Below are 17,147 nucleotides of genomic sequence, written 5' to 3'. Positions count from 1 at the left end.
CATGTCAAGAGAGGGGCAGCAATGTCAGCAGATAGCGTTTCAATTCCTCAAATCAGCCGTGAAAAGGATGGTCGCCCGGCCGCGCCCGAGAGAATCGTCCATCTGGGGATAGGCAATTTCACGCGTGCGCACCAGGCTTGGTACACGGAGCACGCGCCCGATGCGCAGCAATGGGGCATCGCCGGTTTCACCGGTCGCGGGCCACGCATGCGAGATTTGCTGACCGGGCAGGATTGCGTCTACACCCTCATTACTTCCGGCAAGCAGGGTGACCGATTCGAGGTCATTTCTTCGCTTTCCTCCATGCATAGCGGTGTGGATACGGCGGCGCTTCGGGCCCGTTTCGCAGATCCGCAGATTTCCATCGTCACCTCCACCGTCACCGAAGCCGGATATATGCGCAACCAGAGCGGCGATCTGGATGTTTCCAACGCCGATGTTATCTCTGATTTGAAGGCGTTGAAAGCCAACCCGCAAGCCGACGGCCTCAAAACCGTTCCGGTACGCATGGTCGCCGGTTTCCTGGCCCGCAGAAGTGCCGGTGCTGGCCCGATTACCGTTTTGCCGTGCGACAATCTTGCGGGCAACGGTGCCGCGTTCCGCAAGGTGGTTGAGCAGGCTGTCGCCGAGGTCGACCCATCATTGCTTGATTGGACGCGTCTTAATGTCGCTTGGGCGACGTCGATGGTCGACCGTATCACTCCGGCCACAACGCTTGACGATATCGAGCTTGTCGAACGCGTAAAGGATTGGCATGATGCGGCACCGGTTCGTACAGAGCCGTTCCACGAATGGGTTATTGCCGGGGACTTTCCGGCAGGACGTCCTGCTTGGGACGAAGCCGGCGCCGTGATCACCGATGACGTCACACCGTATGAGGAACGCAAATTGTGGATGCTCAACGGCTCGCACTCGACGCTGGCCTATTGCGGCTCGCTGTTTGGCTACGAGACCGTCGCCGATGCCGTCGCCGATCCGACATTGCGTTCCTGGATCAATGAGTGGTGGGATTTGGCCGGGCGCTATATCAGCGTGCCTACCGATGAATATCGCAAGCAGTTATTGGAACGTTTCGAAAATCCGAATATCCGTCATTTGTTGATGCAAATCGCCTCGGATGGAAGCGAGAAACTGCCCGTTCGTATCGTTCCCGCAGCCAGAAAGGCTTTGAATGACGGGATGCCAATTGTTCCCGCGGCCCGAGCTATTGCCGCGTGGATACTTTTCCTTATCCGCTTCAGCGATCGACTGGCCGATGTCAACAAAGACAAGGTCGTCGCATGTGCAAATGCCTGCAAGACGGCCGACGGGAACGTTGAACGGGGAGCCGTGAAATATGTGGTTTCCTATCTTGACCGTTGTCTTGGCGCCTCTTCGGCGTTCGTCGATGAGGTGGTCAATCAGATGAACGAGGTGAGCAAAGCGGCGTCGGCGCATTTGGCATCGTGATTGGCTCGGATTAGGTTTTCCGGCCAGCGTTTTGGGCCGGAATTTGAGAACAGGCTTAATAATCGAAATTTAATAATTTTAGTTACCGGAATTTTAAGAACGCAGTAAACAGCAACGCGCGGCTACGGATGCTGCAGGTTGCAAACAGAAAGGAATCGATATGGCTATCGAAAAGGCCGAGGTTTTTGTCACGAGTCCAGGGCGTAATTTCGTCGTCCTCAAGCTTACGACGACGGATGGCATCGTAGGACTTGGCGACGCGACGCTCAACGGGCGCGAACTGGTTGCCGCCGAATATCTCAAAACCATCGCTCCTGCCCTGATCGGCAAGAACGAGGACAACATCGAGGACATGTGGCAATACCTCTACAAGGGTGCCTATTGGAAGCGCGGGCCGGTGACCATGGCCGCCATTTCCGCCGTCGACGTGGCGCTGTGGGATATCAAGGGCAAGAAGCTCGGTGTTCCGGTCTACGATTTGCTCGGCGGCGCATCGCGCAAGGGTATTTTGGCCTACGCGCACGCCTCCGGCACCGATCTGCCGAGCCTGTTCGATTCGATCGATATGTATCGCGACATGGGCTTCAAGGCCACGCGTATCCAGTACGCGCTGCCCGGTATTCCTTCGACCTACGGTGTTGCGGCTTCGGCCAACGCACAGGCCGGCAAGGGTGAGAAGGGCATGCGTTATGACTACGAGCCCGCCCGCCGCACCAGCGTTCCGGTCGAGGAGGTTTGGGATGCGCGCACGTATCTCAACACCATCCCCGGAGTGTTCGAGGAAGTGCGCAACAAGTATGGCAAGGACCTGATCCTGCTGCACGATTCCCACCATCGTCTGCGCCCGATCGAGGCCGCCCGCTTCGGCAAGGCGCTTGAGCCTTACGACCTCTTCTGGATGGAGGACACCACGCCGGCGGAGGACAACCAGCAGTTCCTGCGCCTGGTGCGCGAGCACACCACCACCCCGATCGCCATCGGCGAGATCATCAACTCCTGGACCGACTACATCACCCTGATTGAGGAGCAGCTCATCGACTATGTACGTTCGGCCGTCACCCACACCGGTGGTCTGACCCACATGAAGAAGCTCATGGCCTTCGCCGAGCTTTTCGGCGTGAAGTCCGGCTTCCATGGCCCCACCGACGTTTCGCCGGTCGGGATGGCCGCGAACCTGCACCTTGACTTGGCGATTCCGAACTTCGGCATCCAGGAGTACATGAAGCACAGCGACGAAACGCTTGAAGTGTTCCATACCTCCTACACCTTCAAGGACGGCTACCTGCATCCGGGCAACAAGCCGGGCCTCGGTGTCGACTTCGACGAGAAGCTCGCCGCGAAGTACCCTTACCAGCCCGCCCCGCTGCCGGTCGATCGCCTGCTCGACGGCACTATGCACGAGTGGTGATTTTTCTTAGTTACTGCCGCGATGGGGACGACATATACATTGCTCGACACGCTCCTGGGCTGAACCGTAAAGCAGACAGCCCAGTGGGCTGTTGTAGGTTCAGTGAGCGCGATGCACGAGCGCGAAGGCAAAATCTATAGATTTTGCTCAGGCCGAGTCTTTACGGTCGAGCAACGCATATGTTGTCCCCAGCACTCTGACTGATCTGCTTTTTGAAGCGAATATACGAAGCGCTGCTTCCCGATTAGCAGGAAGACGGCGCTTCACGTTGACTGATGGCAATTAAATTGCTTCGAGTATCGCAGTGAGCGCTTCGAGCACGCTTTCTTTTGCGTCTGTGAAGTCAATACGCTCGTCAAGCGGGACTTGGTCTCTGCTCACACTGTCGTATTCCTCGTTGTACTGGTCGCTGTAATCATCGAGATTCTGCTTTAACGCCAGAAAATCAGCTTTGGCCACATCGATATCTTCCATCATCGTTTTAAGAAAGATGATTTGATCGGTCTGGATTATCTCGGTTCTTGTCTCGGGCTTCGAGTGGAAAATCGAAGCCATGTCAAACAGGTCTTTGGCCCTTAACCCTTTTCCGGTATTGCTTTTACGCGGGTTTATTTTCAGATAGCTTGGAGCGTTCTGGCACAATGACAGCATTTTTTCGTAAATAATTCTGATTAAAGACGAGACCGCTATCTCAACGCCGTCAGAGTTGATTTTGTCCAGGCAAAACATTCTATTGTTGAGGGAAATCTCAATCTTGAGACTTTTCGTGTCCCCGAAATGACGGACGGGTGTCCGCCGGTTTTTGTTAGTTGAGTTGTTTCTGTCAGCTACTCTGACAACGATTCTCGCGAGTCTTTTCGGCTCTGTCTTACTAGGTAGATGGTCCAGTTTGGTGCTTCTGACTTCCATACTGGAGTCATTGAATTGTTCCTTCAGCGCCTCTTCTATGAGCACTCTTTCCTGTTCCGTAATCGAATTTTCTTTAACGTAAAGGTCTATGTCCTGAGACGCGCGATGACTGATATTGTGTGCAATCAGCGCCTGACCGCCATGCAGGGCGATTCTGCCGGCAAATTCGTCTATCGAGAACAGGGCGGACAAGGCTTTCGCAATGATTTCCTGGTTGGTCAGTTCCTCAGCCTTCATAGGGCACCTAATCCTTTTGGATAATAGATTCCAATGTCCGGGTCAAACAACTTGTCATGCATGTTCTTTTGCAGATACATGTTGAATTTTTGTTTGTTGGGATTCAGCCTTTCAACAACAAGATTTTTCTGTTTCTCGGAGTAGCCGGCTCTGTCCATGTAAAACAGGATGTTCTTTCCGTACGGGTACCAGTATTCGCCGTTATCAAGCAATTGCATCATTCTGAGCACTTTTAGCTCGCCTTTGGCTCTTGCGAATGCTTCCAACACGTTTTGTGCCCCGCCTGAATACTCTGGTTTCACGGTGCATTCGATAAGCGTTTTTTCAATGCCGCTTACGGATATCCCTGACGGGGCGTTTGACACCTGCATCTCGGTAATGCCTTTATCTATGGTTGCAGATTGATCCAGCAAGTAGACTTCATATGGTCTGCCGTCATAGTTGAATGTGTATATGTTGTTGGTCATTCTTGCAGGAGCAGCAAAGGCTTGGTCGATTTGGGCTTGAGACAATTCCTCGTTTCGTTCCGACGGTTTCGCTTTCGTCCTTTTCTTTTTGACATAGATGGGTTTAGGAATATTCAAGGTCAAATCATTGAGATACAGCGCTGAGTAATGTGAAATATAAGTGCGGCCGGAAAGTGAAAGCGCTACGGCATAAGGGGAAACCGGTTCGTTTCTGGGGATTAGCCTGATGAGATCCTTTTCTTTGCCTTTCTTGGATATCCGTAATTCCTTGAACAGATTCGCTTCGGGGGAGACCAGATAATTTCTAAAGCCGGACAAAAATACCTTTTGCAGAAGAAACTGGCGCTCTTGAAGATTATCGTAGATTTTCTTGACTGCGGAAGCGCTCAATACGTTATTGAAGACAGCGCTTTCTTCTCTTACCGCGTCGGATATTTCCTTGCGGCTTTTCCTTTTATAAAAAACGTATTGCGCAACCATTCTTCAATACTAGCCCACACGCGGTAATTTGACAAACGTTTATTGTATTGATAAAGTACAAGTACTTTATCAATTGCTACTAAAAACGTATATAAACAAGATTATGTTGTCAACACACTGATTATTTGACAAACTAGTAAACTATATATAAAGTACAAGTACTTTATATATCTTACTAATAAACATTGTTCCAACGAAACAAACGAAGCGCCGCCTCCCTTTGAATCGGGAGGCGGCGCTTCGCGTTTGTGTAAAGTCGGTGGTCAGAAAATGCGCTCGTCGTGGTCATCGGCGGGGTGCGGGGTGTAGGTGATTTTGAAATCATCGTCCGCAGGCGCAACGCTTACGTTGATCGGCGAATACGACAGGTGGAAGCTCACGGTGCCATAGGGCGGGACGGTGACATGGCGCCAGGCTGCACCCTCACCGGCGAAAGTGACGGCCGCATCAATGGGCTTGTCGGTCGGGTTGTAGAGGAAGCCGGCATAGCCACGTCCGTCCGGTTCGATGAACGCGACCGAGCCCAAGCCGCCGTGCCGTCCGTCGGGGGTGTGGTTGGTGGAGGCCACGCGCCGCGAGCCGGGGCGCACGTCCTGGCCGAAGTTGCGCAGCATGAAGTATTCGAGGTTGCGCTTGACCTTGCCGGTGGTCGAATCGATGGTGATGACCCCGCGGCGGCCGCGCGTTTTGGCGTAGCTCGGGAAGCCCTGCTCGTCCAACGCGAGGTTCCACAGGTTGATGAGCCCCACATTGTTGCGTACCAGGCCGGTGCCGATCTCGCCGAACATCACGTGGCTGGCCTCGTCCACCGTCTCGTCGAGCATGCAGCGGCGCTCGCTCATGCAGGCCTTCCACCCCGGGAACTGACGGGTGCCGTTGAGCACCCACTTGGGCAGGCCGGAGTATGTATGGAAGGCGACGCCGGCGAAGCACTGGGCTTGGGCCGGGGTCATGTAGTCGCTCACCGGGCGCTGGAAGAAGCGCAGCCCGTCGTCGCCGAAGTAGATTTCGACGTCGGGGAACGACGCGTCGAGGCAGGGTCGCAGGTATTCGCTGCCCCACTTCGTCAGTTCCTCCGGCGTCCAGATGGCCATGGGCCATTGCGGGGAATTGCCTGGTTCGTTCTGCATGGTCACCGATGTGATGGGGATACCGTAGCTGGCGTAGGCGGCGATGAATTTGACGAAATACTGCGCGTAGACGTAATCAACCGTGTCCTGCCGACGGTAGCCGTTGCCGACGTAATCGCCGAGCCGGAGTTTTCCGTCGCCTTCGAACTTGCCTCCGACCTTCATCCAGGCCGGTGGGCTCCACGGCGAGGCCATCACCTTGACGGCCGGGTTGATGGCCATGATCTCCTGCAGCACGGGGATGATGTTTTTCAGGTCCTTGGTGGCGTCCGGAGCGCCGGGGGCACCCTTGCCGATGGAGAAGTACTCGAGATTCGGGTCCGTGCCGATGCCCTTAGGCAGATCGTCATAGCTGTAATATTTCTGGCTGACGAAATCGCAAGAACCGATGGAAATGCGCACCGATGAAAAACCGCCCTGGTCCGGGCTGAACATTTCTTCGAGGATGGCGTGGCGTTGTTCGGCGTTCATGCTGTGCATCAGAAGTGAGGCGCTGGAATCGGTGACGGCCGCGCCGGCTCCTTCCCAAAGCTGGTACTGTCGCGTCGGATCGATGACCACGGTGGTTGCATCTTCTGGTTGGGCCGTAGGAGCGGGCGGGTCAAGGCGCTTTCGCCGTTGACTTAGGTCTCCGCTTGTTGCTGTCCACAATTGCTCCGGTGCAACGCTGACCGAAGACGCAAAGCCGCCGGCGATTTTTTTCGACGATTCCTGGTTGTTGCTTGCTGTAGTCATGGGCTGATACTCCTTTGCTATCTGTCCGACGCTTCATTCCGTCCCGTTTGAAAGGGAGAAATTATCGGTTTGGACGAAATACGATTTCGTGGAGCCACGCACGAATTCTGTTGCCATCCCATGCCTCTGAGCCTACCAGCGCACGGCGTCTGTATGGAGAGAAAAGCTGTGCCTGCTCAAAGCGTAAACGCTGCTGATTGGCTGTTTTCCAGACTTTTTACGATAAATCTTCTGTGATAATGTTTAGTCCAATTTGACAAATAATGGCAACAGACTATTTCCTTGTTGCCATTTGTGTACTCTGAAAAAATAAAGGATGCGACGGGCTACATAAACGTAGCGCGTTAGTCCTTTGTAATAGGCGAAGAAGCCTTGAAGAAAGGATTTGAATATGAAAGTCTCACGTCCAGTAGGTGCCTTAGCGGCGGTCTCCGCGCTCGCAATGCTTCTCGCGGGTTGTGGCGGCGGTGGCGCGCAGAAGAGCGGCGCATCGGATGCCAATGCGTTCGATAAGAACGCGAAAACCGAAATCACCATGGGTGGGTGGTCGCTGAAGATGACCCCGGAATTCCAAAAGCTCGTCGATGGTTTTGAAGCGGAATATCCGAACGTCACCATCAAGCTCAAGGAATACAGCGCAGACGACTACGACAAGCAGCTCACCGCCGATATCTCCGCTGGCGCGCAGCCCGATGTATTCCCGCTGAAGAACACCGTCAAATACAATACTTATGCCAAGTCCGGTGGTCTGGCCGATATCAGTGATATCGCCAAGGAGTACGCCAGCCACAAGAGCTTCGACGATTCGATGTACAAGACCAAGGATGGCAAGTACTTTGCCCTGCCGTACCGCGCCGATCACTGGGTTCTCTTCTATAACAAGGACATGTTCAAGAAGACCGGTGTCAAGACGCCCGATGCCACTTGGACCTGGAACGACTACACCAAGGCCGGCGAAGAGCTGAAGAAGAAGCTGCCCGCCGCCGGATATGACGCCAATTCCGTCTATCCGATGTATCAGCACAACTGGCAGTCCCTGACCCAGTCCTTCGCGCTCGCCCAGAACGGCCAGCCCGCCGAGAAGACCTATCTCAAGGGTGACTTCGGCTACATGAAGCCTTATTATCAGCGTGCTTTGAAGTGGCAGAACGAGAAGTTGACCATCGACTACAACACCTCCTTCACCAACAAGGTGCAGTATCAGGCGCAGTTCGGTACGCAGAAGGCGGCCATGATGCCGATGGGCACCTGGTATGCCGCTTCGTTCCTGAGCCAGCAGAAGACCGGCGACGCCCAGAAATTCGATTGGGGCATGGCTCCGATTCCGCAGAACCCGAGCAAGAAGATTCCTGCTTCTCCAGTCACTTTCGGCAGCCCGACCGGCCTGATGGTTTCGGCCAAGTCCACCGGCCAGAAGGCCGCAGCCGCCAAGAAGTTCGTTGAATGGGCCGTTGGCGAAGGCGGCGCCGATACGCTTGCCAAGCTCACCACGACTCCTGCCTACATCAACGACAAGGTCACCAAGGACTTCTTTGCGGCCGACGGTATGGCCACCGATCAGGAATCCAAGGATGCCTGGTCCAAGTTCGACATGAAGCTTGAGGCTCCTGTCAGCGATGCCACCGATACGGTCCAGACTCTTCTCAAGACCATGAACTCCTCGATTCTCACTGGCACCACGAAGCCTGATGCTGCAATCAAGCAGTGCCAGGAGGATGTCAAGAACCAGGGCGTGCTCAGCAACGTTGACTGAGCCAAGTGAAACCGTCTGAATCATTTGTGTTTGTCGTGGCCGTTCGCCACAGCCGCAACGGTCGCGACAAATAGACGGGAGACCGGCAAGTCCGTATCGGGTTGGCAGCTTTGATTACCGGATAAGGGCTGGTCGGTCTTTATATTGCCGAGGCAATAATTGTTTTAATGTAATAAAAATTGACAAGATGCAACAAGCCGTTGTGGACGAAGTGGTTGGTGGCTTGTGTGCATTGGCTGCATATTCAAGGAGGAGGCAGCGATGTCAGATTCTTCTAGTTCGGATGTTGCCGAGGTGGGCGCCGATCTCGCCGCGGTAGGGGAGGCGGGCGCCGTCGAGGCACGCAACAAACCGCCGGAACCGCAACGACAAAAAAGCGGAAAGCTGGATGCAAAGGCGATTTCGCATCGCAATCTTCGCAACGGCCTGATCTTCATTTCACCGAACTTCATCGGCTTCATCCTGTTGACGCTGGTTCCGGTGCTTTCGCTCTTCTACATCGCCTTCACCAAGTGGTCGGCGTTCGGCATGCCGGTGTTCAACGGGCTGGTGAACTGGGTGCGTCTGGTTCACGACCGCATCTTCTGGCAGACCGTTTGGCACACGTTCTACTATTCGCTGGTTCATATTCCGCTGACGTTGGCGATTGCCTTCGGTCTTGCGGTGTTGCTGAACTCCAAGCTCAAGGGACGTGGGTTCTTCCGCACGGTCGCCTTTATGCCCTATGTCACTTCGATGGTGGCTGCGGCGCAGGTCTGGGCCATGCTTTTCGACCCGAAGTCCGGCCCGATCAACCAGTTCCTGAAGCTTTTCGTGGGCGACGGCAATGTGCCCGGCTGGCTCGGTTCGACCAAGTGGGCAATGCCCGCGGTCATCATCGTCGGCACGTGGCGCGAGGTCGGCTACTACATGATTCTTCTGCTGGCTGGCCTGCAGACGATTCCCAGCGAATTGTACGAGGCGGCGGAGCTGGACGGCGCGAACGGATGGAAGCGTTTCTGGCATGTCACCGTGCCGTGCATGCGTCCGACACTGTTCTTCGTGATGGTCACATTGACGATAGGCTCGTTCAAGATCTTGGATTTGACATTGATCATGACAGATGGCGGGCCTGGAACGACCACAGAAGTGCTGGCCCAGTACATCTACTCGGTGGCCTTCGACAACGGCGATTACGGCTATGCTTCGGCAGTGTCTTTGGTGCTGCTGTTCATCTGCATGGTGGTCACGCTGATTCAGTTCTGGTACAACAATTCGAAGGAGGACTAATATGTCTGCACAAGCTGTAGCTCCTCAATTGGCTGAGGCCGGTGCCGTGTCACCCGAGGTCCCCTTCAACAAAAAGCCCGTATCCCCGCTCAAGATCATCGGCAAGGTTGTCGGTTATCTTGCCATGATCGTGGTGGCCGCGTTCACTTTGCTGCCGTTCTTCTGGATGGTTCTTTCGTCCCTGAAGCCGAACAACGAAGTCTATACCGTTCCGATCAAGTGGTTCCCTTCGGTATGGCAATGGCATAATTACGCGGCTATTTGGACGAAGTCCAACATGACCACGTGGATTCTGAACACCTTGTTCTTCGCGATTATCGTCACGGCCTTGCAGGTATTCACCGGTTCGTTCGCTGCGTACGGCTTCTCGAAGATTCCGTTCCGCGGCCACAACGCCCTGTTCCTCGTCTACATCGCGACGATGGCCGTGCCGTGGCAGGCCTACATGATTCCGCAGTTCAAGATGATCGCGGCCGTCGGCCTCTCCGACACCCGTTGGTCCATCATTTTGCTGCAGGCGTTCGGCGCGTTCGGCGTGTTCATGATGAAACAGTTCTACGACACGATACCCGAGGATTTGTCGGAGGCGGCAAGACTCGACGGCCTGAGCGAGTTCGGCATCTACTGGAAGATCGTGCTCCCGCTTTCCGGCCCGTCGATCGCGGCGTTGGCGATCATCACCTTCACCAACACGTGGAATGACTACATGGGCCCGTTGATCTACTTGCGTTCCGCAAACCTGTGGACCATTCAGATCGGCTTGAAGCAGTTCATCTCCCAGTACAACGCGGATTACGCGATGATCATGACTGGCTCCGTCATCTCGGTGCTCCCGATCATCATCGTCTTCCTCATCGGCCAGAAGCAGTTCATCGAAGGCATCGCAACCTCCGGTATGAAGGGCTGATATAGCTGAATTCCATGAAAGGCGAGAATCCGATGTGTGCTACTTGCAGTGATTTCATTGCGTCGCATACATCGGATTTTCGTACCATTGTCTCTATTGTGATAGGCAACAACACAAAGCGATAAACTTTACGATGTCGGATATGCATTCTGGAACGGGTCAAAGCTCAAGGCGGAAGGAAGTGCGTGATGGCGGCAACGTCCAATGGCAAGAACCATAACCTCGGTGAGGCTTTCGGCCTGATAGCGGGCAGCGTCTACGTCCTGCTGATGGCGGGTTGGTGCATGTTTGTCGGCATCATTCCCCTGATCGCCATCTGGGTGGTGGTGCAGAATCTGGACTATTACCCGGCCCTTACGCTGGCCCTTGTCTTGAGTTCGCCCGGCATCGCGGCCGGCTTCGCGCTTTTCCGTGACCAGCCGACACTCTTTGGGCGCGCGAGCAAACGTCGGGCCCGCATGCTTGACGAAGGCTATCGGCCTCCCGACTGGATTGCCGGTCCTTACGTCGCGCCGGACGATACCGCGGCCTGCATTCGCCCGTATTTCCGTGCTTTTATCCGTCTGCTTCCCCGTGCGATCGTGCAGGGTGCGATTTACGGGTTCTTCATCTTCACGTTCTCCTATTCCATGCAGATTATGGTGAAACTCGGTTTCGGCGCCGTGATGGTCCCGATCCTTTCCATTTGCATCATCTTTCTCATCCAATCGCTGCTGGTCTCGCTGGTGCTCGTCGTGGAATACCCGAACGCGAAATGGTATGCGGTCGTCAAAAACGGCGTGCTGCTTTCGGCCAGGCGAATCTATATGGTCGTGATCAGCGGACTTGCCGTCTTCGGCTATTTCTGGGGCATGGCAAGCTCGCCGATCATCACCGGGCTGCTGTTCACCGGCATCATCTGGTATATCGTCTGGGCTTCGGCGCGTTGGCAGGCCGACGTGCTCTTCGAGGCGCTGGCGCGTGAGTCCGGCGACAAGAAGCTGATTGAGCTCTACACCGGCGACAGCGAAAAGCCCGCGGGTGGTGGCGGTGGCATGTCCGGCCTCTTCTCGTCGATGAGCGATTACCGGCAATAAGCGGCTTGGCGCCGGTGCCGTGCTCCGATAGCGACGGCAAGGTTCCGGAATATAAGGCGGTTTTCCTTATTATTGTGGGATTTGGCGTGAATTTCGTAAGATGCACAAGGTAGCGTGATTATTTGTGATACAAATTTTGATAGACGATAGGATCGCTCCCGTCGATCTGACTTGCGGTTCCAATCCTGTGCTTCGATGGCGGGAAAGCGGTGCTGGAGCCGAAATCACTGATGTTGTGGCTTATCGGGTAATTGTCGCAAGCACCCTTGCAAAGGCCACGGCTGGCGTTGGCGATATCTGGGATAGCGGCAAGGTGCTCGATAACGGTTTCGAAGGCGTTGCGTTGGCTGGGACACCGCTTGAACCGGGGAAACGTTATTGGGCATCGGTTCGTTTGTGGCGTGATCACGCAAAACCCGCGAAAGCAGGTGCGGTCAATACGTCTCGAATCGTTGAGAACAAGACGGTTTTCGATGATGTCTCTTCTAAAGCGAGCAGGGTGGTTTGTACAGGCAAGGATGCCGAAGGTGAAGAAAGTGCCGATAAATTCGACACTGAAGCTAATGGAGCATCCGGATGGGCCGCACCAGCTACTTTCGGTACGTGGCCGGGACCGCAATGGCAGGCGACGCCGATTTGGGCTGATGTTTCGGGCATTCCTGAAAATGTCGGAAACTCGCGGGGCTGGGCTTTTCTGCGCAACGAATTCACGCTGCCTAATAAACCCATATTGTGGGCGACATTGTATGCGACTGGATCTTCCACGCGCCCGGCCCGGCAATTCGTCTATCGGATGTGGACCAATGGCTCGTTTGTCGGCTGCGGTCCGGTGTTTCCGATTGGCGATGAAGCCCGTGTGGATGGCTATGATGTCACGGCTTTGCTGCATTCGGGAGCCAACGCCCTGGGTGTGGTTGCGTACACGCTTGAAGACCAGCGTTTTGCCGCTCAGCTCGATGTCGAATTTATTGACGGCGAAGTGCGTCATTACGGTACTGGTTCAAGCTGGAAGGCCATGCCAGGAGCTGGCGTCTACCCGGACAGCGCTTCGATAGGCACACAGTATTTTCAGGCACCTGCCGAAAACATTGATTCGCAACATTATCCATTCGGTTTTGATGAACCGGGTTTTGACGATTCTTTGTGGAGTGCCGCAGTTGCAAAGCCTCGATTTGCAAGGCTTGAACCGACGCCAACCGACAAGTTGCGGCTGCGTTATTGCCGCCCGGTTGTTATTTCCCGCCTGCCAGACAGGGGAGCGGTGCTCGATTTCGGCGGTGTGCAGATTGGTGGTGTGCGGGTGCGTTCGCATTGCCCGGAATCGTTGGAATTGGACATTCGATATGGCGAGGTGTGCAATGCCGACGGCTCGGTGAAGTACCGTCTCGACACCTCCAACGTCTATGAGGATCGCTGGCATATCAGGCCAACGGATGACAGTGGTGAAAGCGACAAGGAGGCTGACAAAGCGCTGGAAACGTGGGGAATGCGCGTTTTCCGCTATGTAGAGCTTCATGCCGTAGACGGCAACGAGCTCTATAACCCTGACTCTTGTGGTAATGATGATTCTGCTGCACAAAATGGCCAAACCATGCAAGGTGGGGCACAAGCTCACACCTTCTGTCGTTCAGAGGATCAAGATGGTACAGACGTGGCTGGATTCCACGGCGCAAATGATTCTTGGTTAAACGTAACCGAACTCATCGATTCGGGAGAGCTTGAAATTGAAGTTGCGTCGTTGATCTACCCCAAGACGACAGGGGACGCGAATTTCCGCTCTTCGAACCCGACGCTGAACGACGTCTGGTCGCTTTGCGCCCGGACCATCGATGCCTGCAACGGCAATATCTACGCCGATTCCTGGACGCGCGAACGTGCCCCCTATGAGGCGGATGCGTGGATCCAGCAGCAGTGCCATCTTGCGCTTGATGATGCCCCGACGCTGGCTCGCTATACCGTCGATTATCTGATCGCCAACCGAACGTGGCCCACCGAATGGCCGATGTACCTGATTCTGGCGGTCTACGATTGGTGGATGCGCACGGGCGAGGAATCGCAGATTCGTGCCCAGTATGAGCATCTCAAAATCCTGTTGCCGCAACGATTCTGGGACAATCGATTCGGCCTGATTGTCAAAGACCCCGGCGAATCGAGCCATACTGACGGCGATCTCGTTGACTGGCCGCAAAGCGAACGCGACGGTTTCGTCTTCGGGCGCGTCAATACCGTCATTAATGCCCTGGCATCGCAGGCGTATGCCGATATGACGGTTTTGGCGCAAATTACCGGTGAGGATGACGATGCCGAATTATTCGACAACCGTTCAAAACGTATCCGCAAGGGTATCAATACGTGGCTTTACGACGAATCACAGGGCGCTTATTGCGACGGCCTTGTCGACGTACCTCGGCAGATAAACGGCAAATCAGCAACCCCGCATCGTCCAAAACCGGGAAATTCTTTGTCGAATGCCTCCGAAGCGACCGGCGATGGAATTGAAACAGAAAATCGACGACTCCATAACCCTGCCGATTCGACCATTGCTGTAGACCGTGATGATTGCGAATTGGGCCAAGCAATCAGGGGCCTGCGCATTGGCCATTGCTCGCTGCACGCCTCCGCGTTTGTGCTCGAGTTCGGGCAAGTCCCGGAAGACAGGCTGCCGAAAGTGACGGATTATCTGCGCTCGCGGGGGATGGCTTGCAGCGTCTACACGGCGGCGGTCTATCTTGACGGGCTGTACCGGGCCGGTTACGGCGCGGATGCCAATCCGCTCATTGCCGCTCCTGAAGGCCGAAGAACCTGGGGCAACATGCTTCGGGCGCAGGGCGGCGGCACCATGGAAGCCTGGGATTCGAGCCTTAAGCCGAATCTCACCTATTCCCACCCATGGGCGGCCTCACCGGTCTATCTTCTGCCGGAAGGCTTGCTCGGTATTCGCCCGATCGAACCCGGCTACCGCACGTTCCTCGTCATGCCGCAGCCTGGCGAGGTCAGTGAGGCTAAGGTAAGCGTTCCCGTTCGCACCGGAACCATAACGGTCCGCTGTCGAAAAGTAGACAGCGGCATAATTCCAACGGCGATGGATTCGGCGGATTCCTCTTCAAACAATGCAGCCGTTACGGCATTCACATCTGATTTTGCAGGTCCGTCGGCGAAAAGTTGCGGTGTGAATGATGTCCAATCTTCTCAACAAGGGAATGTGTCGGATGGATGTTTGCAATTGGATATCGATGTGCCGCCAGATTGCAGTGCGCTGGTCGTCTTGCCGTCTCTCGCCGATGGCTCGATGGGAATGGTGCTGGTCGATCGCAAACCATGCGGTGCCGAACAAATCAAACAACCCAGATATATTGCCGGCGTGCGCTGTCTGTCTAATTCCTGGCTCCTGCCCCCACTTGAATCGGGCCATCACGTTGTCAGAACCGTCGCTTTGCCGTCTGACTTGATAGGTGTTCAATAATATTTGTTCTTTATGTCTGCCATGCCGCAGTGTTGTTTGTTGACGCTCGAATCTAGGCAGAATCCGTGTGCAAAAGATGCATCGGCAACAAAAGGTTTGGCACTCCGGCTTGAAAAAGCAGGCATTTTTTTCGTTCAATGAAAAATACCATGTGCCAACGTTTAAAAATATATGGCGAAATCCGTCCCCGTCAATCACGCGCGGCATAATGGGATTATGACTGAAAATTCAACTGATTCTAGACCTGAACTGCCCAAAGACGTGCGCGTGCGCTTCTGCCCGTCGCCGACCGGAACGCCGCACGTCGGCATGGTACGCACCGCCCTGTTCAACTGGGCCGAGGCGCGGCACACGCACGGCACCTTCGTCTTCCGCATCGAAGACACGGACAACGAGCGCGATTCCGAGGAAAGCTATAACCAGATCATCGATGCCCTGAACTGGCTTCATATTGACTGGGACGAGGGCATCAACGTCGGCGGCCCCGACGGACCGTACCGTCAGTCCGAGCGTGGCGACATCTACCGCGACGTGGCCAAGAAGCTGCTCGACGCTGGCTATGCCTACGAGTCCTATTCCACCGCTGAAGAGGTTGAAGCGCGTAACGTCGCCGCCGGTCGCCCGAAGGCGTTCGGTTATGACGGCTATGACCGCAATCTGACCGACGAGCAGAAGGCCGCGTTCAAAGCCGAGGGTCGCAAGCCTGCGCTGCGCATCAAGATGCCCGATGAGGATATCGCCTTCGACGATCTCATCCGCGGCCGTATCGAGTTCAAGGCCGGTTCAGTGCCTGATTACGTCATCGTGCGCCCGAACGGCGACCCGCTCTACACGCTCACCAACCCGGTAGACGACGCGCTCATGCGCATCAACGTCGTGCTGCGCGGTGAGGACCTCTTAAGCTCCACGCCTCGTCAGGTCGTGCTCTACCGTTATCTGATCAAGCTCGGCATCGCCAAAGAAATGCCGCTTTTCGGCCACATGCCTTACGTCATGGGCAAGGGCAAGAAGAAGCTTTCCAAGCGCGACCCCGAGTCCAACCTCTTCCTGCACCGCGAGCACGGCTTCATTCCCGAAGGTCTCCTGAACTATCTGGCCCTGCTCGGCTGGTCGATCGCGCCCGACCGCGATGTCTTCAGCATGGACGAAATGGTCGAGAAGTTCGACATCCGCGACGTCAAGGCCAACCCGGCCCACTTCGACATCGACAAGGCCATCTCCATCAACGCCGAGCATATCCGCATGCTGGAGCCGCAGGACTTCCTCAACCGTTCCGTGCCGTATCTGCACCGTGACGGCGTGGTCTCCGCCGATTCGTGGGACAAGCTGACCGACCGAGAACGCCGAATTCTCACCGATTCCGCGCCGCTGGTGCAGCCGCGTGTGCGCCTGCTTGGCGAGGTCGCCGGCATGGCCGGAAGCCTTTTGAGCGAGGACGAATACATCGAGCCCGAGGACGACGCCCGCAAGACGCTCAAGGATTCCGCACCCGAGGTGCTCGACAAGGCCATTGCTGCGTTGAGCGGCGTCGCCGAGACTGATTGGAAGACCGACAACCTGCATGAGACTCTCAACAAGGCGCTGGTCGAGGATGGCGGTTTCAAGCCGCGTCTGGCGTTCGGCCCGGTGCGTGTGGCCATGTCCGGCCGCCGCGTCTCCCCGCCGCTTTTCGAGTCCATGGAGATTATCGGCAAGCCGCTGACCCTTGCCCGTCTCAAGGGTTTGCGCGAGCACCTGTAAAGCCGGTTTGCTTGCGATTGTCGTAAAAGCCATCCGCGTAAGAGTCCGTTTGCCAACATTGGTTACTTATCAGTGCTGGTAAACGGACTCTTACTGTGTTTATGGTGCTGTTTTCCAGCACGAA

General features: G+C 55.4%; 11 protein-coding genes. 8 read left to right on the top strand and 3 right to left on the bottom strand.

The features are described 5' to 3' along the window. The first annotated feature begins 21 nt into the window (after positions 1 to 21). Positions 22 to 1,449, top strand: coding sequence for a mannitol dehydrogenase family protein (locus tag OZX67_RS08595; protein ID WP_277142601.1), 1,428 nt, complete (start codon positions 22 to 24; stop codon positions 1,447 to 1,449). Between the two features lie 160 nt (positions 1,450 to 1,609). After that, positions 1,610 to 2,857 (top strand): D-mannonate dehydratase ManD, encoded by a 1,248-nt coding sequence (manD, locus tag OZX67_RS08590; RefSeq protein ID WP_277142599.1) that lies wholly within the window; start codon positions 1,610 to 1,612, stop codon positions 2,855 to 2,857. A 282-nt stretch (positions 2,858 to 3,139) separates the two neighbouring features. On the opposite strand, the gene OZX67_RS08585 is transcribed toward manD, so the two are convergent. The 3 genes from OZX67_RS08585 to OZX67_RS08575 form a co-directional block, all read right to left on the bottom strand. Further along, on the bottom strand, positions 3,140 to 4,003 hold the full coding sequence (locus OZX67_RS08585) for a nucleotidyl transferase AbiEii/AbiGii toxin family protein (protein ID WP_277142597.1): 864 nt from the start codon (positions 4,001 to 4,003) through the stop codon (positions 3,140 to 3,142). Beyond that, positions 4,000 to 4,950, bottom strand: a complete 951-nt coding sequence (locus OZX67_RS08580) for a hypothetical protein (RefSeq protein WP_277142595.1) — start codon at positions 4,948 to 4,950, stop codon at positions 4,000 to 4,002. Before OZX67_RS08580 ends, OZX67_RS08585 begins: the two co-directional genes overlap by 4 nt. 263 nt (positions 4,951 to 5,213) lie before the next feature. Next, on the bottom strand, positions 5,214 to 6,815 hold the full coding sequence (locus OZX67_RS08575; protein ID WP_277142593.1) for a glycosyl hydrolase family 30: 1,602 nt from the start codon (positions 6,813 to 6,815) through the stop codon (positions 5,214 to 5,216). Positions 6,816 to 7,206: 391 nt separating this feature from the next. On the opposite strand from OZX67_RS08575, the gene OZX67_RS08570 reads away from it, so the two are divergent. The 6 genes from OZX67_RS08570 (at position 7,207) to gltX (ending at position 17,023) form a co-directional block, all read left to right on the top strand. Beyond that, complete coding sequence (locus OZX67_RS08570) at positions 7,207 to 8,568, top strand: extracellular solute-binding protein (RefSeq protein ID WP_277142591.1); 1,362 nt, start codon at positions 7,207 to 7,209, stop codon at positions 8,566 to 8,568. Between the two features lie 261 nt (positions 8,569 to 8,829). Next, positions 8,830 to 9,837, top strand: a complete 1,008-nt coding sequence (locus tag OZX67_RS08565; RefSeq protein ID WP_277142589.1) for a sugar ABC transporter permease — start codon at positions 8,830 to 8,832, stop codon at positions 9,835 to 9,837. Position 9,838: 1 nt separating this feature from the next. Next, entirely contained in the window at positions 9,839 to 10,744 is a 906-nt protein-coding gene (locus OZX67_RS08560) for a carbohydrate ABC transporter permease (protein WP_277142587.1), read from the top strand. Between the two features lie 188 nt (positions 10,745 to 10,932). Then, positions 10,933 to 11,820: a hypothetical protein gene (locus tag OZX67_RS08555; protein ID WP_277142584.1), complete on the top strand. Its 888-nt coding sequence runs from the start codon at positions 10,933 to 10,935 to the stop codon at positions 11,818 to 11,820. A 136-nt stretch (positions 11,821 to 11,956) separates the two neighbouring features. After that, positions 11,957 to 15,283 (top strand): alpha-L-rhamnosidase C-terminal domain-containing protein, encoded by a 3,327-nt coding sequence (locus OZX67_RS08550; protein WP_277142582.1) that lies wholly within the window; start codon positions 11,957 to 11,959, stop codon positions 15,281 to 15,283. 216 nt (positions 15,284 to 15,499) lie between these two features. After that, complete coding sequence (gene gltX / locus OZX67_RS08545) at positions 15,500 to 17,023, top strand: glutamate--tRNA ligase (RefSeq protein ID WP_277142580.1); 1,524 nt, start codon at positions 15,500 to 15,502, stop codon at positions 17,021 to 17,023. Positions 17,024 to 17,147 lie beyond the last annotated feature (124 nt).

The organism is Bifidobacterium sp. ESL0728 (assembly GCF_029392015.1).
Classification (GTDB): Bacteria; Actinomycetota; Actinomycetes; order Actinomycetales; family Bifidobacteriaceae; genus Bifidobacterium.
Note: the sequence above shows the minus strand (reverse complement) of the source record. Positions and strands in the feature narration are given on the sequence as shown.

Coding starts and splice junctions, on each gene's coding strand:
- OZX67_RS08595 (WP_277142601.1), top strand. CDS start 22: ATGTCAGCAGATAGCGTTTCAATTCCTCAAATCAGCCGTGAAAAGGAT.
- manD (WP_277142599.1), top strand. CDS start 1,610: ATGGCTATCGAAAAGGCCGAGGTTTTTGTCACGAGTCCAGGGCGTAAT.
- OZX67_RS08585 (WP_277142597.1), bottom strand. CDS start 4,003: ATGAAGGCTGAGGAACTGACCAACCAGGAAATCATTGCGAAAGCCTTG.
- OZX67_RS08580 (WP_277142595.1), bottom strand. CDS start 4,950: ATGGTTGCGCAATACGTTTTTTATAAAAGGAAAAGCCGCAAGGAAATA.
- OZX67_RS08575 (WP_277142593.1), bottom strand. CDS start 6,815: ATGACTACAGCAAGCAACAACCAGGAATCGTCGAAAAAAATCGCCGGC.
- OZX67_RS08570 (WP_277142591.1), top strand. CDS start 7,207: ATGAAAGTCTCACGTCCAGTAGGTGCCTTAGCGGCGGTCTCCGCGCTC.
- OZX67_RS08565 (WP_277142589.1), top strand. CDS start 8,830: ATGTCAGATTCTTCTAGTTCGGATGTTGCCGAGGTGGGCGCCGATCTC.
- OZX67_RS08560 (WP_277142587.1), top strand. CDS start 9,839: ATGTCTGCACAAGCTGTAGCTCCTCAATTGGCTGAGGCCGGTGCCGTG.
- OZX67_RS08555 (WP_277142584.1), top strand. CDS start 10,933: ATGGCGGCAACGTCCAATGGCAAGAACCATAACCTCGGTGAGGCTTTC.
- gltX (WP_277142580.1), top strand. CDS start 15,500: ATGACTGAAAATTCAACTGATTCTAGACCTGAACTGCCCAAAGACGTG.